The organism is Allofournierella sp. (genome assembly GCF_048388525.1).
Taxonomy (GTDB): Bacteria; Bacillota; Clostridia; order Oscillospirales; family Ruminococcaceae; genus BQOK01.
This window is the reverse complement of sequence record NZ_DBGCTQ010000035.1, coordinates 65,173-86,368: the sequence shown is the minus strand read 5'-3', so window position 1 is coordinate 86,368 and position 21,196 is coordinate 65,173. Positions and strand designations below refer to the sequence as shown.

19 protein-coding genes are annotated in these 21,196 nt (G+C 59.7%); 10 read left to right on the top strand and 9 right to left on the bottom strand.

Features of this window, described 5'->3' with window-relative positions; genetic code table 11:
* From ACMLHZ_RS03405 to ACMLHZ_RS03390, 4 genes are all read right to left on the bottom strand, one after another.
* The coding region (locus ACMLHZ_RS03405) for a lectin-like domain-containing protein (protein ID WP_418666396.1) at nucleotides 1–3,195 on the bottom strand (3,195 nt) is incomplete at its 3' end.
* 462 nt (nucleotides 3,196–3,657) lie between these two features.
* Complete coding sequence (locus tag ACMLHZ_RS03400; RefSeq protein WP_418666395.1) at nucleotides 3,658–4,509, bottom strand: tyrosine-type recombinase/integrase; 852 nt, start codon at nucleotides 4,507–4,509, stop codon at nucleotides 3,658–3,660.
* A 254-nt stretch (nucleotides 4,510–4,763) separates the two neighbouring features.
* Nucleotides 4,764–5,756 (bottom strand): GGGtGRT protein, encoded by a 993-nt coding sequence (locus ACMLHZ_RS03395; RefSeq protein WP_177565471.1) that lies wholly within the window; start codon nucleotides 5,754–5,756, stop codon nucleotides 4,764–4,766.
* A gap of 19 nt (nucleotides 5,757–5,775) precedes the next feature.
* Complete coding sequence (locus ACMLHZ_RS03390; RefSeq protein ID WP_177565473.1) at nucleotides 5,776–6,468, bottom strand: iron-sulfur cluster assembly scaffold protein; 693 nt, start codon at nucleotides 6,466–6,468, stop codon at nucleotides 5,776–5,778.
* 351 nt (nucleotides 6,469–6,819) lie between these two features.
* Here ACMLHZ_RS03390 and ACMLHZ_RS03385 point away from each other — a divergent pair, with 351 nt between their 5' ends.
* A complete protein-coding gene (locus ACMLHZ_RS03385) occupies nucleotides 6,820–7,086 on the top strand; it encodes a hypothetical protein (protein WP_177565476.1) in 267 nt (88 codons plus the stop codon).
* 65 nt (nucleotides 7,087–7,151) lie between these two features.
* Nucleotides 7,152–7,418, top strand: coding sequence for a hypothetical protein (locus ACMLHZ_RS03380; protein ID WP_418666394.1), 267 nt, complete (start codon nucleotides 7,152–7,154; stop codon nucleotides 7,416–7,418).
* Between the two features lie 54 nt (nucleotides 7,419–7,472).
* Here ACMLHZ_RS03380 and ACMLHZ_RS03375 read toward each other — a convergent pair whose 3' ends face one another.
* Nucleotides 7,473–8,660, bottom strand: a complete 1,188-nt coding sequence (locus ACMLHZ_RS03375) for an MFS transporter (protein WP_418666393.1) — start codon at nucleotides 8,658–8,660, stop codon at nucleotides 7,473–7,475.
* Between the two features lie 149 nt (nucleotides 8,661–8,809).
* Between ACMLHZ_RS03375 and hisS the strand changes: the two genes are divergently transcribed.
* Together hisS and ACMLHZ_RS03365 are read left to right on the top strand one after the other, a co-directional pair.
* A complete protein-coding gene (gene hisS, locus ACMLHZ_RS03370) occupies nucleotides 8,810–10,051 on the top strand; it encodes a histidine--tRNA ligase (RefSeq protein WP_418666392.1) in 1,242 nt (413 codons plus the stop codon).
* A gap of 208 nt (nucleotides 10,052–10,259) precedes the next feature.
* Complete coding sequence (locus tag ACMLHZ_RS03365; RefSeq protein ID WP_418666391.1) at nucleotides 10,260–10,817, top strand: hypothetical protein; 558 nt, start codon at nucleotides 10,260–10,262, stop codon at nucleotides 10,815–10,817.
* Nucleotides 10,818–10,893: 76 nt separating this feature from the next.
* On the opposite strand, the gene ACMLHZ_RS03360 is transcribed toward ACMLHZ_RS03365, so the two are convergent.
* Nucleotides 10,894–11,319, bottom strand: coding sequence for a MarR family winged helix-turn-helix transcriptional regulator (locus tag ACMLHZ_RS03360; RefSeq protein ID WP_177565484.1), 426 nt, complete (start codon nucleotides 11,317–11,319; stop codon nucleotides 10,894–10,896).
* 186 nt (nucleotides 11,320–11,505) lie between these two features.
* Between ACMLHZ_RS03360 and ACMLHZ_RS03355 the strand changes: the two genes are divergently transcribed.
* Nucleotides 11,506–12,528, top strand: a complete 1,023-nt coding sequence (locus ACMLHZ_RS03355; RefSeq protein WP_418666390.1) for an FUSC family protein — start codon at nucleotides 11,506–11,508, stop codon at nucleotides 12,526–12,528.
* A 24-nt stretch (nucleotides 12,529–12,552) separates the two neighbouring features.
* Here ACMLHZ_RS03355 and ACMLHZ_RS03350 read toward each other — a convergent pair whose 3' ends face one another.
* Entirely contained in the window at nucleotides 12,553–13,728 is a 1,176-nt protein-coding gene (locus tag ACMLHZ_RS03350; protein WP_418666389.1) for an iron-containing alcohol dehydrogenase, read from the bottom strand.
* A gap of 198 nt (nucleotides 13,729–13,926) precedes the next feature.
* Nucleotides 13,927–14,406, bottom strand: coding sequence for a hypothetical protein (locus ACMLHZ_RS03345; RefSeq protein ID WP_418666388.1), 480 nt, complete (start codon nucleotides 14,404–14,406; stop codon nucleotides 13,927–13,929).
* 397 nt (nucleotides 14,407–14,803) lie between these two features.
* Between ACMLHZ_RS03345 and ACMLHZ_RS03340 the strand changes: the two genes are divergently transcribed.
* Together ACMLHZ_RS03340 and ACMLHZ_RS03335 are read left to right on the top strand one after the other, a co-directional pair.
* On the top strand, nucleotides 14,804–17,317 hold the full coding sequence (locus ACMLHZ_RS03340; RefSeq protein ID WP_418666387.1) for a ribonucleoside-diphosphate reductase subunit alpha: 2,514 nt from the start codon (nucleotides 14,804–14,806) through the stop codon (nucleotides 17,315–17,317).
* 16 nt (nucleotides 17,318–17,333) lie between these two features.
* Nucleotides 17,334–18,377 carry a ribonucleotide-diphosphate reductase subunit beta gene (locus ACMLHZ_RS03335; RefSeq protein ID WP_418666386.1) on the top strand — a complete coding sequence of 348 codons (1,044 nt, stop codon included), beginning with the start codon at nucleotides 17,334–17,336 and terminating at the stop codon, nucleotides 18,375–18,377.
* A 21-nt stretch (nucleotides 18,378–18,398) separates the two neighbouring features.
* Here the strand turns inward: ACMLHZ_RS03335 and ACMLHZ_RS03330 are convergent, their stop codons facing one another.
* Nucleotides 18,399–18,926 carry an RNA polymerase sigma factor gene (locus tag ACMLHZ_RS03330; protein ID WP_418666385.1) on the bottom strand — a complete coding sequence of 176 codons (528 nt, stop codon included), beginning with the start codon at nucleotides 18,924–18,926 and terminating at the stop codon, nucleotides 18,399–18,401.
* A 311-nt stretch (nucleotides 18,927–19,237) separates the two neighbouring features.
* On the opposite strand from ACMLHZ_RS03330, the gene ACMLHZ_RS03325 reads away from it, so the two are divergent.
* From ACMLHZ_RS03325 to ACMLHZ_RS03315, 3 genes are read left to right on the top strand one after another with little or no spacing between them, the layout of a single operon-like run.
* Nucleotides 19,238–19,528 (top strand): hypothetical protein, encoded by a 291-nt coding sequence (locus ACMLHZ_RS03325; RefSeq protein WP_418666384.1) that lies wholly within the window; start codon nucleotides 19,238–19,240, stop codon nucleotides 19,526–19,528.
* Between the two features lie 31 nt (nucleotides 19,529–19,559).
* Nucleotides 19,560–20,408, top strand: a complete 849-nt coding sequence (locus ACMLHZ_RS03320) for a carbohydrate ABC transporter permease (RefSeq protein WP_418666383.1) — start codon at nucleotides 19,560–19,562, stop codon at nucleotides 20,406–20,408.
* A 4-nt stretch (nucleotides 20,409–20,412) separates the two neighbouring features.
* Nucleotides 20,413–21,192, top strand: a complete 780-nt coding sequence (locus ACMLHZ_RS03315) for a carbohydrate ABC transporter permease (RefSeq protein ID WP_418666382.1) — start codon at nucleotides 20,413–20,415, stop codon at nucleotides 21,190–21,192.
* Nucleotides 21,193–21,196: the final 4 nt, after the last annotated feature.

The window sequence follows — 21,196 nt, the reverse complement described above, 5'->3', positions numbered from 1 at the left end:
GTAAGTCAGCCCGTCCGGCTTGCCGGAGCCGGTGGTCTGCCTCTCCAGCGGGCTGTCCAACCCCATCTGCATGGCCAGCAGGTGGTTGCCCACCGCAAAGCCGCCGCAGGCGCTGGTGTCCACCGGGTTTCTGTACCGCTCCGGGTTCGCGGGGATCGAGAACTTGGCCCGGTAGTCCGCATCCTGGGCATCCGAGCCCAGCATGCTGGGGTAGCTGCCCTGCAGGATGTCGTTCAGTGCGTCGATAAACGGTTCGGCGCACCCGCCGCCAGGGTTGTGAAAAGGCGTGAGCGGCACCGCAACGTCGCCGCCGTAGGTCACAATGCCCACCCGGGTCTGGCTGATCTTTTGGAACACCTCCGGGTTGTCCTCGTAAGAGTGGATTCTCTCCTGCAGCGCCCGCAGGTACTCCTTTGCGCCCGCCGCGCTCCGCTCCATCTCCGAGGGGCTGCGGTTGTCGATCACCAGCACCGCGTCGTAATGCTCCGCCCGCACCTTTCCAAAAGCCTTTTGCACCACCTCGTCCGGCAAAAACTCCGGCAGCTTGGCGCGGATGGTGCAGTCAAAGGTGCGGCCCTCGCCGCTGATCCGGCTGATGTATTTTTCCGTTTTCAGGTAGTCCCAGGGGTCCACGGTGATGTCCACCGTATCCACGCCCGCGTGCACGGTCACCGAACCGCTGTCGTCGCCCAGCAGCTTGTCCTTTTCCTCCACCTTGACCGCCAGCACCGCCGGGTCGCTGTCGGGGCCCCAGGGCTGGCCCAGGGTGTCCTTTGCCTGTGCGGTAATGGTAAAGGTCATGGGGTTGCCCACCAGTTCAAATATCAGCCCCTGGTCGCTGCGCAGGGCGGCCGAAGCGTCTCCGCCGTTCAGGGCGTTCACCTGCGCCAGGATCTCGTCGTCGCCGTCCTCTGTGGGCTTTGCCGGGTCGTGCTGGCGTATGCTGGTCACCCGCACGCTGCCGCGGTCAAAGTTCTGAAAAAACTCCTCCGGCAGCTTGAGCAGCGAGGCCACGGATACCTCGTTGGTCGCCTTGGTGAGCCGCCGGTTGCGCACCGTGTAGGTAAAGGTCACGGTCTCTCCCTGGCTCACCGGCCGTATCTGCTCGCTGCCCTCCACCTGCGCCGTCTGAATGCCCGCCTGCGGCTTGAAGCCCATATAGGCAAAGCTGGTAAAGGTGGTGGTGGTGGCGCCCGCGTTAAAGCGATACGCCGGGAACTTGGGTGTGGTGGTGGTGAGGGTGTCAATGTGACCGTCGCCCCTCTCGGTGCCGGGGACCGCCGCCGTGTAGTTGGTGGCGCAGGCGTAAGACAGGCGCGCCGTCCAGTCCCAGTCCGTGGCCGTGGGAGGCGCGCCCGCGCCCACCCGGTAGTCGTTGGTGAACAGATCCACCACCTCGCCCTCGGTGAGGGTGAGGCGCATCACCTTGGTCGGCTGCCCCTTCCACACGGCGTCGCTGATGTCCGAGATGCCGTTTCGGTTCTCGGCGGCGTACAGTTCCACCACCAGGTGGTACAGGCCGCTGGGCTGCAGATTCTCAGCGTCCTCCGGCCAGGCAAAGTCTTCCAGGCTGCCCGCCGCCCGCTGCTCGTCCTCCCATTGCTGGCTCCAGGCGTGCGCTCCGGCACTGCCCGAAGTGTAGGACCACAGCCACGCCGGCTGGGACTGATCGCCCGCCGCATACCAGGTCATTTTCACCCGCGTATAAGCGGGGTTCGCAACGCTGCCCCCCACCAGCGCTTCGGGCAGGGTGCCCAGGGCCCAATATGTATCCTCTTGCGCTGTGTTCTCCGAGCTCAGCAGGATGTTTTTGTTCTGCGCGTCCAGCCGCCCGGTGGGGTGCAGCGCCGCGTGCACGTTGTTGTTGTAATAATCCCGGTCCGGCCCTGCGAATTTAGGGTCGATGCCCTTGTTGTTGGAGTTGTCCAGTTCCAGCGCCAGGCCGTTCTGGATGCCCGCCTCGGTACCGCCCGGGTAGATGCCCAGGTACTGCCCCTCCTGGGCGCCGTGCACCTGATCCGAGGGGCGGGGGTCGTTGTGCAGCACAATCGCGTTCCCGTCCGGCGCGGCCGCAAGCTGCATGTTTTGGTCCAGCTCCCACGAGCGTTTCAGGTTGATCCTGGTGGTACTGGTAAGCACGCCCGCCTGCATGTTGGCGTAACTGCCGTCCACATAGATCCAGTCGCCCGCCTGCAGCTCCTGCGGCCCGCCGCGCTCCACCGGTTCCAGCCTGCCCTCCGTCTCGTGCAGCACCGTGCCCACCTGGGTAATAAATCCGTCTGTAATGCTCTTTGCGTTCAATTCCACCAAAAAGCCGTATTCGGGCTGGCCCTGGGCGTCCACCGGTACCTCCCGGCCGCCCAGGTTCAGCACCACCGGCCGGTTGTCGAACGCTCCCACGGTGCGCGTGATCTCAGAGGTGATCGCCACCTTGTCGGTGGGCTGGGCGCCCCCGCGCAGATAAAACGGGTTATACGTGTATTCCGGGCTGGTCAGGGTGATGGTATTGCCCTCAATCGACATGGGCGCCGCCAGGATCGAGGCATACCCGTTCACTCCCTGAAAGCCCACCTTTCCGGGGCCCAGCGGCGTGGCCGCTGTCAGGAGGGGGTTGTTGCCGTCCAGGACCTGCCCGTTTTTGTGCAGATAAGTGCGGTCGGTATAGGGCTCCGCCTGAAACAGGTCGCCCAGACGGTTGGTATCGGTGGCGGCCCGGGCGCTGGCCAGCGAGTCCACGGCGGCGGCCAGCGCGGCCCGGGGCTCCTGCAAGCTGTTTTCCTCCTGCCCATCCGGGTCGGGGCCCGGCTCCGGCGAAGCACTCGGCTCCGGGGTGGCACCCGGCTCCGGGGTAGCGCCCGGCTCCGGGGTGGCACCCGGCTCCGGGGTAGCGCCCGGCTCCGGGGTAGCACCCGGCTCCGGGGTAGCACCCGGCTCCGGGGTAGCACCCGGCTCCGGCGTGGTGCCCGGCTCCGGCGTGGCGCCTGGCTCCGTCCCGGGGGTGGCCTGGGGCGCCTCACCGGGGGCGGCGTCCATGGTGATCGCCTCGGGTCCCACGCTCCCGCGGGAAACAGACGCCTGCGGCAGCAGCGGGCCTGCGCCGGCCGCCAGCACCGGGGCGCCCGCGCCTTGCATCAAAAAGGCTGCGCCGATCACCGTGCACAACAGTTTTTGAAGCCTTCTTTTGTGAAAGCCCATCTTCAATCCCTCCACATCCTGCTCCGCCGCACAACAAAGATGGCCGACGACATAATTAACATTATGTCGTCGTGAGTGCAGACCGGATACATTTATTGAAATTCATTTTACCACAAAAAAATACAAAAAACAACAAGATTTACAAAGGCCGGCGTGAACGATGCGGCGTTTCATGCGGGTAGTGTTTGCCGTGCGGTAATCTTCGCCTGCTTTGAGCCTTTTTGCGCCGGGCGACCGCAAAATTGCAAAAAAAAAATTGCAGCGGCCCGCCTTCGGGCCACCGCAGCGGGGCTTTTTTCGCCCCATGGATATGACAAAACAGGGCCGCCGCTTTTTTTCGGCCCTGAATATTGGGCCGAAGGCGGGCGCACAGCCCCGGATGGAAGATGGCCGACGACATAATGTTAATTATGTCGTCCTTTTTTTATGTGCTCGCCCCCGCGCGGGGCGTTTTTTCTCTTTTTATAAAATCAGATGCAGTGCGGCCAGCTGGCGCTGATGCTCCTGCCCGCTGCTCATGGTGTAAATACGGCTGGTCTCCACGCTGCTGTGCCCCAAAATATCCGCCAGCCGCACAATGTCCTTTTCCAGGTTATAAAAGGTCCGCGCGAACAGGTGGCGCAGGTTGTGCGGGAACACCTTCTTTTTGTCCACCCCTGCTTCGGCGCACAGCCGCTTCATGTCGCGCCAGATGTTGGCGCGGTCCAGCGGCGTGCCGTTTTTGGTCACAAATACCGGTCCCTGGGCGATGCCCTGCCGGGCGCAGTATTTTAAAAGCTTCTTTTGCAGCTCCCGGCACAGCAGCACCGGCCGCGTTTTGCCCTTGCAGCACACCTCGGCCACCCCGCTGTTCACCGCTTCTGCCGTGATGAAGCGCAGCTCCCCAATGCGGATGCCGGTGCTGCAGATGGTCTGCATCAGCAGGTCCAGCCGCGCATTGCCCTTGTGCCTGGCCGCGCTTACCAGGCGGTTGTATTCGGCGCGGGTGAGTTCCCTGTTCCCGCTGCAAAACAGGCTTCTTTGGATTTTCAGCAGCTTCACCCTGCATTCGCTCCAGCCCACCCAGTCCAAAAAATCGTTCAGGGCGGTGAGCATGGAATTTGTGCTGGCCGGCGCATAGCGGGCGCTCAGCGCTTGCTTGTAGGCCAGCACATCCTGCTTGGTGACCTCTTTTCCCCAAGGCAGGAACTCCAAAAAGTGTTTTACATCCCGCAGGTATTTTTCCACCGTGGCGGGGCGGCACTCCCGCTCCCACAGGTGGCTCTCGTATTCCGTAAGCATCCCGCCGCTCAAACTGTGCTGTGTGCACTGCATTGCCATCACACTCCTTCTTTGCTTCAAATCAAGAACGCAGAAGTTATTATTCCCACCAAGTCTCCGATTTACAGCATATTCCCCAAAAGGGCCCGGCGCTGCACCCGTGCCCCTCTGCACCTGGGGGCGCTTGCTCTCTTCGCCCGCGGTCTCCCTCCTTTCGGCATTTTTGGCGCCGGCTGCCCTTTAAACGCAAAAAAGACCGCCCCTCACGGTGGCGGTCTCTCTGCGTTTTTTGTGAATGGCCGGCGGCTTTACGCCTGGCTGGCGGCCACGGCGCAGGCCACGGTCATGCCCACCATGGGGTTGTTGCCGGCGCCGATCAGGCCCATCATTTCCACGTGGGCTGGCACCGAGCTGGAACCCGCAAACTGGGCGTCGCCGTGCATGCGGCCCATCGAGTCGGTCAGACCGTAGCTGGCGGGGCCGGCTGCCACATTGTCCGGGTGCAGGGTGCGGCCGGTGCCGCCGCCCGAAGCCACCGAGAAATACTTTTTGCCGTTCTCCATCGTCCACTTTTTGTAAGTGCCGGCCACCAGGTGCTGGAACCGGGTGGGGTTGGTGGAGTTGCCGGTGATCGAGACCTCCACGGCCTCCTTCTTCATAATGGCAACGCCCTCCAGCACATCGTTGGCACCGTAGCACTTCACGGCGGCGCGCTCGCCGTCCGAGAACGCCTTCTCGCGCACCACCTTCAGCTCGCCGGTCTTGAAGTCGTAATCGGTCTCCACGTAGGTGAAGCCGTTGATGCGGCTGATGATATAGGCGGCGTCCTTGCCCAGGCCGTTCAGAATGACCCGCAGCGGGGTCTTGCGGGCCTTGTTGGCGGTGCGGGCAATGCCGATGGCGCCCTCCGCGGCGGCAAAGCTCTCGTGGCCCGCCAAAAAGGCGAAGCACTTGGTGTCGTCGTTCAGGAGCATGGCGCCCAGGTTGCCGTGCCCCAGGCCCACCTTGCGCTGCTCGGCCACGCTGCCGGGAATGGTAAACGCCTCCAGCCCCTCGCCGATGGCGGCGGCGCAGTCGGCGGCGTCCTTCAGGCCACGCTTCACAGCAATGGCGGTGCCCAGGGTGTAGGCCCACACCGCGTTGTCAAAGCAGATGGGCTGCACGCCCTTCACGATGGTCTCGCAGTCAATGCCCTTGGCGAGGAGCATTTCGCGGCAGGCGTCCAGGGACTCCAGGCCGTTGGCCTTGAGGCACGCCTCGATCTTGGGCATGCGGCGGTCCATAGATTCAAAAGTAGCCATTGTATATCTCCTCTCCCTCTTATTCCTCGCGCGGGTCGATGTACTTCACAGCGCCATCGAACCGGCCGTAGGTGCCGATATTCTTCTCGTAGGCGGCCCCCGGCTCCTCACCGTGGCGGATCGCCTCCAGCATTTTGCCCAGCCGCACGAACTGGTAGCCGATGACCTCGTTGTTCTCGTCCAGGGCCATTTTGGTAATGTAGCCCTCGGTCAGCTCCAGGTAGCGCACACCCTTGGCTTGGGTGGAAAAAATGGTGCCGGTCATGCTGCGCAGGCCCTTGCCCAGGTCCTCCAGGCCGGCGCCCACGGGCAGGCCGTCCTCGCTGAACGCGGTCTGGCTGCGGCCGTACACGATCTGCAAAAACAATTCGCGCATTGCCACGTTGATGGCGTCGCACACAAGGTCGGTGTTCAGCGCCTCCAAAATGGTCTTGCCGGGCAGGATCTCGCCCGCCATGGCGGCCGAGTGGGTCATGCCGGAGCAGCCGATGGTCTCCACCAGCGCTTCCTCAATGATGCCGTTCTTGATGTTCAGGGTCAGCTTGCAGGTGCCCTGCTGGGGGGCGCACCAGCCCACGCCGTGGGTCAGGCCGGAAATATCCTTGATCTCATACGCCTTGACCCAGTTGCCCTCTTCGGGGATGGGGGCGGGGCCGTGATGCGGGCCCTTGGTCAGGGGGCACATGCGCTCTACTTCATGAGAATAGGTCATGATCTGTTACTCTCCTTTGCTCTTCGTTCTCTCGGCTTTGGTTGTGATTGATTCCACAATGATCCGCTCTTATCATTATAAAAAGCCCGCCGCCTTTTTGCAAGGATATTTCGGCTTCATCGTCCACAAAATTTGCCGCTTTGGTCCTGGATCTGGGGCTTGTGGAAAATCGGTACAATTTATTCGGCGATTTTTACAATGTTTTCACTCGATTATTGTTGCATTTACACAAACGTCGTGCTATAGTAAGGGTGATGAAAGGGGTACTGCTTGCAGGAGCGCCTTTCAGGGAAGTATAATAAGTATGACCGGACCCGTGGTATAGAGAGAATTGGAAGAGAGGTAATAAGAATGGATCGTATTCAACTGCATGATTTCGACGTGAGCGAGTTTTCCGAGATGCTGAGCGCCTGCAAGGGCGACGTATTCCTGGTCACCCCGGAGGGCGACCGCCTGAACCTGAAAAGCAAGCTGTGCCAGATGCTGGGCTTCACCGCCCTGATCGAGGGCGGCCAGATCGCCGAGGCCCAGTTCGAGTGCTCGAACCCCGAGGATGAAGCCCGGCTGTTCCGCTTCAACCTCTTCGGCGAGAAGTATCCCCAGGTGGAAAAGAAGTAAGCTCTCCCCGTGCGCATCAAAACGGCGCCGCGCCCCCAATAAAGGGGCTGCGGCGCCGTTTCTTTTTGGGCGCGCGCCGCAGCGCCCCGGCTCCGCCTTTCTTTTTTAAAACGATTCGCGCTGCGCGGCTGCCCCCCGCCGGGCGCGCGGCACAGCTTGCCGCCTACCAGGCAAGCTGCACCCGGTATCCGGAAACGCTTCAGGCCCTGCTGCAAAAATACGAGGCCATGGAGAACAAAGCCTGTTTTTATTGCAAGCTCTCCCCCCTCTATTACGGCATCGCCGTCATGCAGACCACCATCGCCTGGTGCGGGCTTGCCGGGTGGGTGTAACGGCAAAGGCGCGGTTCCCGGCAAGTTTGCCGGGAACCGCGCCTTTGCGAACGCTTACAGCTTTTCGCCTTGGGTGGGCTTGAGCGCCCACAGGCACAAAAGCCCACCCAGCGCCGCGCCGATGGCGATAAAGTGCCGCCCCAGCTCCAAATTCAGCGCTTTGGCCAGCAGCGGGAAGCCGATGCTGCCCGCGCTCATGCCCAGCGCCAAAAAGCCGTAGTTTACCCCCGTGTTTTTCATGCCGAACAGGTCGGTGCACATGCTGGGGATCACCGCCGCCTCGCCCGAGTAGCAAAAGGTCAGGGCGGTGTACGCCGCGATCACCCACCAGCTCTGGGCAAAGATGAACGCCGCCGAAAGCCCCGCAAGGCCGGTGAACAAAATCAGGTCGGTGGCCCGGCGGCCGATCTTGTCGCTCAAAGCCGGCATGGCAAGCCGCCCCGCAGCCGAACCCACCGCCCCAATGATAATGGCCCAATGGGCCGCCTCTTCCGAAAGCCCCCGGTCCTGCCCCAGCTGCACAATGATGGGGCTGAACAGCAGCACCGCCGGGGTGGCAAGGCCCACCACCAAAAAGCCCAGCCAGTACTGCTTTGTCTTGAACATCTCCCGGGGGGTGTAATCCTTGGGGGGCGCTTTTTTCGTCTGCTGCTTTTTCTGGCCCGCGCTTTTCGGGTTTTGCAGCAGAATACTGCCCCCGCCGCACACCAGCAGCATCAGTGCGGCCAGCACCCAAAAACACACCCGGATGCCCCAGCTGCCGGCCAGCCAGCGCACCAAAAAGGTCAGCGCCGCGCCCGAAAAGCCCACCGCGCCGCCCACGATGCCGGTGGCAAGCCCCTTTTTGTCCGCAAACCACTTTTGGGCGCAGCTCATCACCGCCGGGTATAAAAAGGCGCATCCCAGCCCCACCGGCAGGCTGAAGCACAGATAAAAGATCCATGCCTTTTCCGCGGGCAGAAAGCCCGCGGCTGTAAAGCCCCCGGTCAGCAGGGCCGTGCCCGCAAAGCCGGCGATCCGCGGGCCCGCCTTATCCTGCAAATAACCGCCGATCACGCACCCCAGCCCGAATGCGCCGATGGTAAAGCTGAAAATAAAGCTGGCCGCACCCTCGTCAAAGCCGTATTCCTGCCGCACCGGGCCCTGAAACACGCCCCAGGCCGCGGGGATGCCGGTCAGGATCTGAATGGCCGCGCCCGCCGCCAGAATGCTCCACTTGTTTTTCTGCAAAAACTGTTCCATACCGCATTTCTCCCGTTCTTTCCCTTTGGCTGTTATTATGACCGGTTTCGGTTGACAAATGCGGTCCCGCCGGGCTATGATAATTTCATTATAAAGATAAAATGCAGCTCAGCGTTTGCTGAACTTCGTACATGCAAAGGAGTTTTTCCATGAAGATCAATCCCCTCAAGGGCATGAAGGACTATCTGCCTGCCGAACAGCGCCTGCGCGACTACGTGCAGGGCCGCATCCTGGAAACCTACCGCGCCAGCGGCTTCGAGCGCATCGCCACCCCCCTCCTGGAAGACATGGAAAACCTGGACAAAAGCGAGGGCGGCGAGAACCTGAACCTCATCTTCAAGGTGCTCAAGCGGGGCGAAAAGCTGGACGCCGCCCTGGCCGCGGGCAGCGAAAAAGCCTTGAGCGACATGGGCCTGCGCTATGACCTCACCCTGCCCCTCTCCCGCTATTATGCCGCCAACCGGGACAAGCTGCCCACCCCCTTCAAGGTCATCCAGACCGACCGGGTGTTCCGGGCCGAGCGCCCGCAGAAGGGCCGCCTGCGCGAGTTCGTGCAGTGCGATATCGACATTGTGGGCGACGCCTCGCCCAATGCCGAGATCGAGCTGATCGACGTGACCGCCCGCGCCCTGCTGGCCATCGGCTTTACCGATTTCACTGTAAATTTGAACGACCGGCGGCTTCTGCGCGGCATGCTCGAAGGCATGGGCTTTGCGCCCGAAACCCTCGACAGCGTGTGCATCACCTTCGATAAGCTGGATAAAGTTGGCCCCGGGGGCGTGGCCTCCGAGCTGGCCGAAAAGGGCTTTCCCGCCCCCGCGGTGGCCGCTCTGCGCGCCTTCCTCGGGCAGGGCGCGGCAGACCTTTCCGCCGTGGCCGCCCTCTGCGCAGACAAGGCCCCCGCCGCCGCCCTGCGGCAGGTCATGGACACGGTAACCGCCCTCGCCGGCGGCGCCTACAGGGTAGCCTACTGCCCCAGCCTTGTGCGCGGGCAGGGCTATTACACCGGCATGGTGTTCGAGGTTGTCTGCCCCGCTTTTTCCGGCGCGGTGGCGGGCGGCGGCCGCTACGACAATATGGTGGGCAAGTTTTTGGGCCAGCCGGTGCCGGCTGTGGGCTTTTCCATCGGGTTCGAGCGCATCTGCTCGGTCCTGCTGGACCAGGGCTTTGCCATCCCCGCCGAAAAGCAAAAGCTGGCGCTGCTCTACGCCCCCGGCGCCGACTTTGCGGCGGTGCTGAAAAAGGCCGCCGAATTGCGGCAGGCGTATCTGGTCACCGTGCTGCCCCAGGGCAAAAAAGCCGGCAAGCAGCTTGCCGCGCTGGAAAGCCAGCACTTCGCCGCCGCCGCCTTTTTTGAAACGGGCGAGATCAAGCGGTTCGGCCAAACCTGAAAATTATTCCCTGCGGGGGGACCGCGGCTTTTGGTGGCCGTGGCCCCCTCTTTTTCATGTTCCGGCCCCGCAGCCGCCCGCGCCCCTGTCCGGCCGCGGCGGCAGGGCAGGACCTTTTGCGCGGCCGGTTCATAGAATGGGTCACTGGCCCACCCCATTTTCACCCGCCGGGCCGCGCGCCCGGCCTATCATAACAGGAGAGATCCCAATGAGCTACACACCCATTCCGTCGTTCCCCTCCGGCGGCGACATCCGCATCGGCCAAAACCCCAACGCCACCAACGATTACGCCCACGTCAAGGCCTTTATCGCGGCCTTCCGGCCCTACGCGGCCACCGCGTCCCGCCGCCTGAGTGGCCTTCCCATCAAGTTCATCCTGGCCCTCTGGGCCGAGGAATCCGGCTGGGGCCGCAACGAGGCCCAGGCCTCCGCCCAAAACTGGGCCAACATCTCCTACACCGATCCCGCCCACCCCGCCGGCAACACAGGCTACTACTTCTCAGGCCGCAGCCGGTACTGCACCTTCCAGGGCGCAAGCGGCTTCACCAACGGCTTCGTTTCCTTTTTCACCCACCGCGCAAAGCCCGATTCCGCCGTTTCCCAGACCTACCGCAGCATGCTCGGGCAACTTCGCGCCGATCCCAACCCCAGCCCCGAAGTCCTCGCGGCTTATCTCCAGCAGGCACAATACAATTCCTCCTCTTCCTTTGTGCCCCTGGTTTCCAGCACCTACCGCACGGTCGCCGCCCATTACGGCGAGGTGTGATCCCCCGCACAGCAAAAGAGAGCCGCGCCGCGGCTCTCTTTTGCTGCTTTTTCCCACTATAAAGGGGTAAATGGGCTCATGGAAGCTTGGGCAGCACCTGCAAAAGGGTTTCCAGCGCCTTCTGCAGCGCCTGGCGCTCGGTGTCCGAAAGGCTCTGCTCCAGCCGGCGCGCAAGCTCCTGGTCGGTATAAAAATTTTCTTCAATGTAGTCCAGCGCCGGCTGGGTGATCTCAATGCGCACACACCGCCGGTCCCCATCCGCTGCCGAGCGGGTCACAAACCCATATTTGTAAAGCTGTTCAATGGTCCGGGTGGCCTGGGCCTTTTTCACCCTAAGCCGCTGTGCCAGCTCCGTCATGGTCAGCGGTCCGCTGCAGCGCAGCATCTGCAGGCAATAATAGGTTTCCAGGCTCATGGCATTTTTATGCCGCTGCTTGAAAGGCCGGTCAATCTTATAATGCCAATAAGGCAGCACGGCCAGCAGGGTTTCGATCAATTGCATAAATTTTCTGGTTCCTTTCCCCTGCTTTTCTGCATTGACAGCGCAGGATGCCTGGTGTAAAATAAATAGTATACTTTTGTTAATCTTTAATATTTATCAACCGAATGGCAAGGGGATTCGCCGGCGGCGGAGCGGGGCTTGGGCCCTCTCCGCCGCCGGTCCTTTGCCTTAAAAGGAGGGCATTACTTGCACTGTACAAAAGAAGGCCTCCTTCGTGCGGGGGAGCTTGCCGGGGTAAATCTGGGGCGCTTCGCCGTCAGCCTGGGGTTCATGTTCCTGTTTCAATTTTTGTTCGGCGCGCCCAATGTTCTGGTCGGGGTAGCCATTGGGGTCGGGTTCACCACCCTGCCCAAAATGGATCTGGGGGTGCGCCCGGGTGTGATGGCGGCGCTCGTCCTGCTTGTGTATGTGGGCGCGGGCCTGGCCGGGCAGACTGCTCTTCTGCCTGTGTGGGCGGCGCTGCCGCTCAACTTTCTCTTTGTGGTCCTTCTTCTGCTGCTCAGCGGCGAACCCGCCGGTCTCAAGCCTTCCATCAGCTTTATGCTGTGCTTTGTATTCTGCCAGGCAACGCCGGTCCCCTGGCGGCAGTACCCCGGCCGCCTGGCCGATACCCTGGCGGCCGGGGGCCTGGTGGCGGCGGCCTGCCTGCTGAGCTGGAAAAAGCGCGGCCTCCAGGGCGGGCGGAGCCTGCGCGGCCAGTTGGCCCGCTGCGCGCGCCGCCGCGGCTACATTCTGCGCATGGGTCTCGGCATTGCCGCGGCCATGGGCGTGGGCATGGCGCTGCATCTCAAAAAGCCGCTCTGGATCAGCATCGTGGTCATGTCCCTCACCCAGATCGAGATCCGCGAAACCTTCCAGCGCATCCGTTGGCGCTTTTTCGGCACATTGGCCGGCATCGCAGGCTTTGTGGTTCTCATGCAGCTGCTGGTGCCCCCACGCTATGCCTCTCTCGCCATACTGGCGTTGGGATATCTCAGCTTTTTCACACCGGAATACAGGCACAAGCAGGTGGTGAACGCCATCAGCGCCATCAATGCCTCGCTTGTGCTGCTGGACCCTTCGTCCGCCATTGCAAACCGGCTGCTCTGTTTTGCGGGCGGCGTTCTGATCGTGCTGCTCCTGTGGTTTTTGGAGCACCGCGCCAAGCGGGTGCTGCGCGGCCGGCTCCGGCCTTCCGCCCCCGGCGGGCACGGCCGCCCGGCGGCGTAAAGGCCGGGTGCAGCCCGCCCGTGTTCACCGCGCCGCCCGGTAAATGGCCGCCATATCCGCCTTGCTCAGCGGCCGGAACTTGCCCAGCGCGCCGCGGGCGGTCACGCTGCACTTTTCGGCCATCTCCTCGATCTGGGCATCGGTGGGCTGCACGCCCAGTTCAGCCAGCGTGGTGGGCATGCGAATGGCGCGGTAAAAGGCCTCCATCGCCTCAATGCCCGCCAGGGCTGTGGCCTCCTCGCTTTTCTGCGGCGCCACCCCCAGCACCTTTTCAGCAAACCGGGCAAACCGGGCCGGCTGCTCCCCATACACATACCGCGCCCAGCTGCCCCACAGGGCGGTCAGCCCCGCGCCGTGGGCCACATCAAACAGCCCGCCCAGCTCGTGCTCCAGCTTGTGGGTGGCCCAATCGCCCCCGTCGCCCCCGCAGCCGGTGAGTCCATTGTGGGAAAGGCTGCCCGCCCACATCACCTGGGCGCGGGCCTCATAATCGTCCGGCGCGGCTAGCAGCACCCTGGCGTTTTCCATCACGCTGCGCATCAGCGCCTCCGCCATGCAAATCGTCAGCCCCATGGGCGCCTCGCGGCCAAAGTACCGCTCCATGGTGTGCATCAAAATGTCGGCGCAGCCGCACATGGTCTGGTATTCCGGCAGGGTCATGGTGAGCTCCGGGTCCATCACCGCAAACTTGGGGCGGCACAAATCGTTGCTGTAGCCGCGCTTCACCCAGCCGTCCTCGTTCGTAATCACCGAGGAATCGCTCATCTCGCTGCCTGCCGCGGCAATGGTCAGCACCGCGCCCACCGGCAGGCAGGCCTTCGGTGCGCGCACAAAATTGTAAAAATCCCACACGTCGCCCTCGTTCGCCGCCCCGTACCCAATCGCCTTTGCCGAGTCGATCACGCTGCCGCCGCCCACCGCCAGGATAAAGTCCACTCCCTCGGCGCGGCACAGCTCCACACCCTGGCGCACAAGGCTCAGGCGCGGGTTCGGCTGGGCGCCCCCCAGCTCGGCAAATTCCACCCCGGCTGCGGCAAGCGAGCGCTTCACTGTTTCCAGCAGCCCCGAGCGCCGGGCGCTCCCCCCGCCAAAGTGCACCAGCGCCTTTTTGCAGCCCTGGGCCCTCACCAAAGCGCCCACCTGCTCTTCGCTCTTCCTGCCAAACACCACCCGGGTGGGGGCATAATATCGAAAATCCATCGTTTCAGCGGCCTCCTTTGTGCCGGCGTACCAGCATTCTCTTTCCATCAAAGCGCAGTTTTCGCTCAAAGTCAAGTCTTTTGGGCAAAGGGGCGGTGTGTGCCGCTATGCCCTCCTTGCCGCCATTAAAAACAGGGTGATAAGCGGCACTTTCTTTTATCCGCTGGGCAAAGCTGCTGCAGCCCAAGGGGTTTGTACTTACCTCATGCTTTGGTTCAGGCTCCTATAATGCTGCAGGTGTATTCCAATGTGTCCGATTCCTAAAATAAGTACGGAAATCAACATCCAAATAACCCTTCCGTATATTCCCAGCAAAAAGAACGCCAATACAGGTAATGTGGCCCCTGCAAGCGGAATGTGCAGAATACCGCTATAAAAATCTTTCAGTTTTCGCTCGCTGCGAAAATATCTTATCCACCAAATCTCATACAAAATCATGAGAGCAATCGCTGCTGCCAGCCACCCGATCCAGGCCGTCCATCCCTGCAAATTAAAGTCCGAAAACATCAAAGCGCAGCAGCATACCAACACTTCGCCCATACGCTCACATAAAGCTAAAATCCGATTCTCTCCCTCGGCAGTATAACCCTCGGGCATTTTCTTGGTCCAAATAATATTCGGTATGAACAGCATAAGCAAAAATATAAATCCAATGTATGAAAAGCCGAAATGCCCCATATCGTTCCCTCCCTCAAAGCCCGGTTTGCCAGGCGCGCCTTATCCGCCCAAGGCAGCCAAGCCCAACTTCATTTCCTTCTGCTTTTCTGCGCTGCACACAGGCTCATATGTTGCAACAATCCCGGCCGCCGCGCGCTTTTCCTCTCCTAAACCAAGGCGCGGCCGTTCTGAAAACGGCCATTTTTATTATACCAGACCGGCATATCCCCCGCAATGGCCGCCGCCCCTGCCGCTTTTTCTCCCCCACCGCCTTTCCGGGCGGCCGTTTTTTTCTCCCGGCGCGCTCCCGCTCTTTGTTTGTGATAAAACAGACACACTATTTATACATACTAGTCTTGTATAACCACAACATACAGTGTATAATCAATACAATTTCCTATTTATGGAGGCATGCGGCATGAACATAAAAAAGCGTTGCGGCGCATACGAGCCCTACGACCCGGGCAAGATCACGGCGGCCATGCAAAAGGCCTTTGCCAGCGTGGGGGGCGTCCCCGGCAGCCAGGTGCTGGCGGAGCTGCTGGCCTCGGTGGAGCGCCGGCTCCCCGGGCAGGGGGCCACCGTGGAAACGGTGCAGGACCTGGTGGAGCACGCGCTGATGGAAGGCGGCCATTTCGAGGCTGCAAAAAGCTATATCCTTTACCGGCAAAAGCGTGCGGAGCTGCGGGCGGCACGCGGTTCCCTGGCCGCCCAGGTGGGCGCCGACGGGCTGGAAGACTGCCTGCGCCGCATCCAGATCTCCTTCGACCCCGCCCTCTATTCGGTCGCCGCCCTGGCCGCCCAGTTTTCCGGCTTTGTAAAGCCGGGCATGGGCCCGGGCGAGCTTCTGGGCGCGCTGGCAAAGGCCGCGGTCGAGCTCACCACCCCCGACGCCCCGCAATGGGAATACATCGCCGCCCGGTTTTTAAATCTCGACTTCCGCCGCCGCCTCGCCCCCGAGCTGGCGCGGCGGGGGATCGGCAGTTTTTACGAAAAGGTCGTCTGCCTGACCCGGGAAGGGCTATACGGCGAGTATATTCTTCAAAATTATACAAAATCCGAGTTGGATCAGGCCGCGGCTTTCCTCTGCGACGAGCGCGACGAGCTGTTCACCTGGTCCGGGCTGGACCTTCTGCTGGGCCGTTATGTGATCCACACCCGGCAGCATCTGCCGCTGGAAACGCCGCAGGAGATGTTTTTGGGCATCGCGCTGCATCTGGCCATGGGCGAGACCCATGACCGGATGGCCTGGGTCAAACGCTTTTATGATATGCTCAGCCTTTTGCAGGTCACCATGGCCACCCCCACCCTCTCCAACGCCCGCAAGCCCTACCACCAGCTTTCCAGCTGCTTTATCGACACCGTGCCCGACAGCCTGGAGGGCATTTACCGCAGCCTGGATAACTTCGCCCAGGTCAGCAAATTCGGCGGCGGCATGGGCCTTTACTTCGGCAAGGTGCGGGCCTCGGGGGGCAGCATCCGCGGGTTCGAGGGGGCGGCCGGCGGCGTGATCCGCTGGATCAAGCTGGTAAACGGCACCGCCGTGGCGGTGGACCAGCTTGGCATGCGCCAGGGCGCCGTGGCCGTTTACCTGGATGCCTGGCACAAGGACCTGCCGGAATTTTTGCAGCTGCGCACCAACAACGGCGATGACCGCATGAAGGCCCACGATGTGTTTCCCGCGGTGTGCTGGCCGGACCTGTTCTGGAAGCTCGCCCGCCGGGACCTCGACTCCCCCTGGCACCTGATGTGCCCCCACGACATCCTCACCACAAAGGGTTATGCCCTCGAGGACTACTGGGGCGAGGAATGGGAGCGCCGGTATCTCGACTGCGTGGCCGACCCCCGCATCCAAAAGCGCACCGTGACCGTCAAGGACATCGTGCGCCTGGTGCTCAAAAGCGCGGTCGAGACCGGCACCCCCTTCGCCTTCAACCGCGACACCGTCAATCGCCTCAACCCCAACGGCCATGCGGGCGTGATCTACTGCTCCAACCTCTGCACCGAGATCGCCCAGAACACAGCTCCCATCCAGGCTGTGAGCACCCGGGTACAAACCCTGGAGGGCGACACCGTGGTGGTCACCACCACCCGCCCCGGCGATTTTGTGGTGTGCAACCTGGCCAGTCTCTCGCTGGGGCGCCTGCCGGTCACCGACGGCCCCGCCCTGGCGGAAGTGGTGCGCACGGCGGTGCGCGCGCTCGACAATGTGATCGACCTGAACTTCTATCCCCTGCCCTACGCCCGGCTCACAAACCACAAATACCGGGGCATCGGCCTGGGGGTCAGCGGGTACCACCACATGCTGGCAAAGCACGGCCTCAAGTGGGAGAGCGAGGAACACCTCGCCTTTGCCGATCAGGTGTTCGAGGCCATCAACCAGGCCGCCATCGCCGCCAGCTGCGAGCTGGCAGCCGAAAAGGGGCCCTACAGCCTGTTCCCGGGCAGCGACTGGGCCACCGGCGCCTATTTTGAAAAGCGCGGCTACCAAAGCCCCGAATGGCAGGCCCTGGCCGCCCGTGTACAGGAAAAGGGTATGCGCAACGCCTACCTTTTGGCGGTGGCCCCCACCAGCAGCACCAGCATCCTGGCCGGCACCACCGCCGGCGTGGACCCGGTCATGAACAAGTTCTTTCTGGAAGAAAAAAAGGGCAGCATGCTGCCCCGGGTGGCGCCCGAGCTCTCGCCCGCCACCTACTGGTATTACAAAAACGCCCACCAGATCGACCAGACCTTTAGCGTGCGCGCCGCCGGCGTGCGCCAGCGCCACATCGACCAGGCCCAAAGCGTGAACCTGTACATCACCAACGACTACACCCTGCGTCAGGTGCTGGAGCTCTATCTGCTTGCCTGGCAGCAGGGCGTCAAGACCATCTATTACATCCGCAGCCGATCGCTGGAAGTGGAAGAATGCGAGAGCTGCTCTTCTTGAAAGGGAAAAACGCATCATGGAACAGCTTGTAAAAAAGCCTCTTTTTAATCCCGGCGGCGATACCGACGTCCGCCTGCGCCGCATGATCGGCGGCAACACCACCAATCTGAACGATTTCAACAACCTCAAATATCCCTGGGTGAGCGGCTGGTACCGCCAGGCCATGAACAACTTCTGGGTCCCGGAGGAGATCAACCTCGCCCAGGATGTGAAGGATTATCCCCGTCTCTCCCCTGCCGAGCGCGCCGCCTATGATAAGATCCTCAGCTTTTTGGTGTTCCTCGATTCCATCCAGACCGCCAACCTGCCCCACATCGGCGAGTATATCACCGCCAACGAGGTCAACCTCTGCCTGTCCATCCAGACCTTCCAGGAGTGCGTGCACAGCCAGAGCTACAGCTATATGCTGGACAGCATCTGCGCTCCCACCCGGCGGGACGAGATCCTGTACCAGTGGAAGACCGACGAGCATCTTCTTCGCCGCAACACCTTCATCGGCGAGCTGTACAACCAGTTCCAGCGCCAAAGGGACCCTCTCACTCTCCTAAAAGTCCTCATGGCCAATTATATTTTGGAGGGGGTCTATTTTTACAGCGGCTTCGCGTTCTTTTATAATCTCTCCCGGGGCGGCAAAATGCCCGGCTCCGCCCAGGAGATCCGCTACATCAATCGGGATGAGAACACTCACCTGTGGCTGTTCCGCAGCATCCTGCTGGAACTGCAAAAAGAGCAGCCGGGGCTGTTCTGCCCCGAAAACCTGCAATGCCTGCGCGAAATGCTGGAAGAGGGCGTCCGGCAGGAGATCGCCTGGGGCTGCTACGCCATCGGCGACGCCGTGCCCGGCCTCGACCACCGCATGCTCACGGATTATATCCGCTATCTGGGCAACCTGCGCTGGTCGGCCCTCGGGTACGGCTTCCTGTATCAAGACAACCGCCGCGAGCCCGCCAGCATGGCCTGGGTGAGCCAATACTCCAACGCAAACCTAGTCAAGACCGATTTCTTCGAGGCCAAAAGCACCGCCTACGCCAAAAGCACCGCCCTGGTCGACGATCTGTGACGCTGCAGGGCACCTATGCAATCATTCTTTTTCAAACTCTAGATACAATTTTCGCAATCTACGATGCATTCTGGAAAATTCCGATCGAATGCTGGCCCGCGAAATATCTAAAGCTTCTGCAATTTCATCATCAGACATATTGTCATAGTAACGTAACTTGATGAGGGTTTGGTCATGTATGGATAATTGTTCAACACATTTCTTTATATTCGTTTCGTCAATTCTTTGAATGCTTTCTTTTAAAGGATCCACATCATCGTCTGGCAACGTATCAAGTGTGTCCCAATAAATGTTTTTTCTCTCTTTTTTTGCAAGGTCGAATACTGTATGCTTAATAACCACAAGCATGTAACTAAACAGCCTATCCGTCGAAAACGACCTTAAATTATCATAGCGGTCAATCACTCTTACGAAGCTTTCGCTAAACGCCTCTTTCGCAAGCGACTCATTCCCATTTGTGATGTTGAGCGCATATCGATATAGGGCATTGCTCTTTAATTGAAAAAACTTTGTTATCTCCACCTTATCATCCGGGTCATCGTTAAACAAACTTATCATTTTTTGTTAATCCTCAAAACCTTAAAGGAATAGGATGTAATTAAACGCATTCCCAAAGTCTTTTGGGGCGACATTTTTTACGCACAACATCAAATGAATAGTCGTACTTGCTTATATAGCAAAACGTTCCACGCCCAGAATATACCATATTATACAAAAAGTCAACAAAAGTCATGTGACAATTTACAAATATTGCAAAATTCTGTTTCATATTTATCTAGTTGTCGTCTATTAGATAAAGCTAGCATTTCACAAAGGTGACAGCTTTTCTCTGTGTAAAGTATTGCCGTAAAGGAGCATATATGAGTACCAATATAGAAAATAGAATTCTTAATTTAATCCTTGATAATTTCATTTTAAAAAAGGATCAAAAACGAATTCATGAACGAATCGAATCATATTCGGATATTTATAATGTTCCTCTTACAGGGGATATTTTCGAGATAAATGGCACTGAATTAGTATATCTATATTTTGAAATTCAAAAAATGTTTCATATTCATTTTGATGCACATCAGGTGTGTAATTATGAATTTTTAACAATCCGAGGGATCGCCGATTTGGTAAAGGCAACTGCACCGAAAGTTTTCTGATAAATCGTTTTCGGATGGAGGTCGACATACCGTGCAGCGCCAAAAAAGAAGCATCGCCTGGTTTCTGCTGTCCCCACTCCTTGCGGGGCTGGTCGTCTTTTGGGGCATCCCGGGCGGTATCCTCATCTACCGCTCCTTTTTTACCGGTGCGGGCAGCGACCAATTCATTGGCCTGCAAAACTACTTCCAGGTGCTGAGCAGCCGGTCTTTCCAACTGGCCTGCCGCAACACATTGTTATTTTTGGTAGTCTCTGTACCACTTTTGCTGCTCATCGGTTTTGTGTTCGCTCAGGTCATCAACCGTCGGGTGTCCGGCAGCAGGCTGTTCCAATCTGTGCTGCTCTCCCCTCTCATCTTACCTGCGGTGGGTATCGTGGCAATGCTTCAAATTTTTTTCGCCGATGATGGTCTGCTGAACCTCCTGCTTGCAAAGCTGAATGTTTCGGGCGTGTACTGGCTGGACAGCGTTGCAGCCTTTGGGATCATTGTCTTCGTTTTTGTATGGAAAAATGCGGGTTATACTACCATTCTGATGATGGTGGGTCTCAACGGCATTCCAAAGGAACTGTTCCAGATTGCCGCTCTGGACGGAGCCAGCCGCCGTCAAATATTGGTTTACGTAACGCTGCCGCTGATGGTGCCCACGCTGTTTTTCACCTCGCTGTTGTCCATCATCAATTCGTTCAAAATTTACCGTGAAGTTTTGTTGCTGGCCGGCGCACATCCCACCCCCAGCATCTACTTTTTACAGCATTATCTTGCCAACAACTTCAGTAGCCTAGACTACGCTTCAGTCGCTGTGGCCACCGTCGTCTTCGTATTGGCGATCTCGGTCTTCATCGCGGCCTTTTACCGGTTACAGCAAAAGCTGGAGGTGTGATGGCGTGAAGCGCAGGCAAACCCCTTTTTTCTTTTTTCTGGTGTTTTTAGGGCTTTCGTTCATCGTACTGGCCCCAGCGCTTTACCTGTTGGCCCATACCTTTTTCAACAACAGTGGCCAGTTCACTTTGGTGGGATATTATGAGATGTTCCTCCACTCGCCCCGCTATCTAGCCCGATTCTGGCGCAGTCTTGCGATCTGCTTTGGCATTACGGCAGGAAACTTGGTCATCAGCACGATGGCTGGGTACGCATTGGCGTTCTATACCTTCCGGGGCCGAACTCTGGTGCTGTTTTTGCTGGCAATTTTAATGCTGTTACCGGTACAGACCACCCTAACCCCTACCTATATGGTATTAAAGCAGTTGCATCTTCTAGATACCCAGTTGGCGCTGATCCTTCCCGCCTTGTTCTGGCCCTTTGGCACGCTGCTGGAAATGCAGGTGATGCGGGCGTTGCCGAAAGAGCTTTTCGAGGCGGCTGAGTTAGACGGGGCAAATCTGTTTCATCTGATCAGCTACATCGCGCTTCCCTCCGCAAAAGGCGGTGTCATCAGCGTTGCCATCCTGACGTTTATCGAAGCTTGGAACATGCTGGAACAGCCAGCCGCTTATCTGACCGACAGCGCAAACTATCCGCTGGCGGCGTTCCTCGCCTACGGCGCCGCTTCGGAACAAACGGTCATTTTTATTAGTAGTATTTTGGCCATTCTGCCAGTGCTGCTGGTTTTCGCCTACTTTAATGAAGAGCTGACCGCTGGCATCGAGTTTACCGGAATCAAGTAAGGTG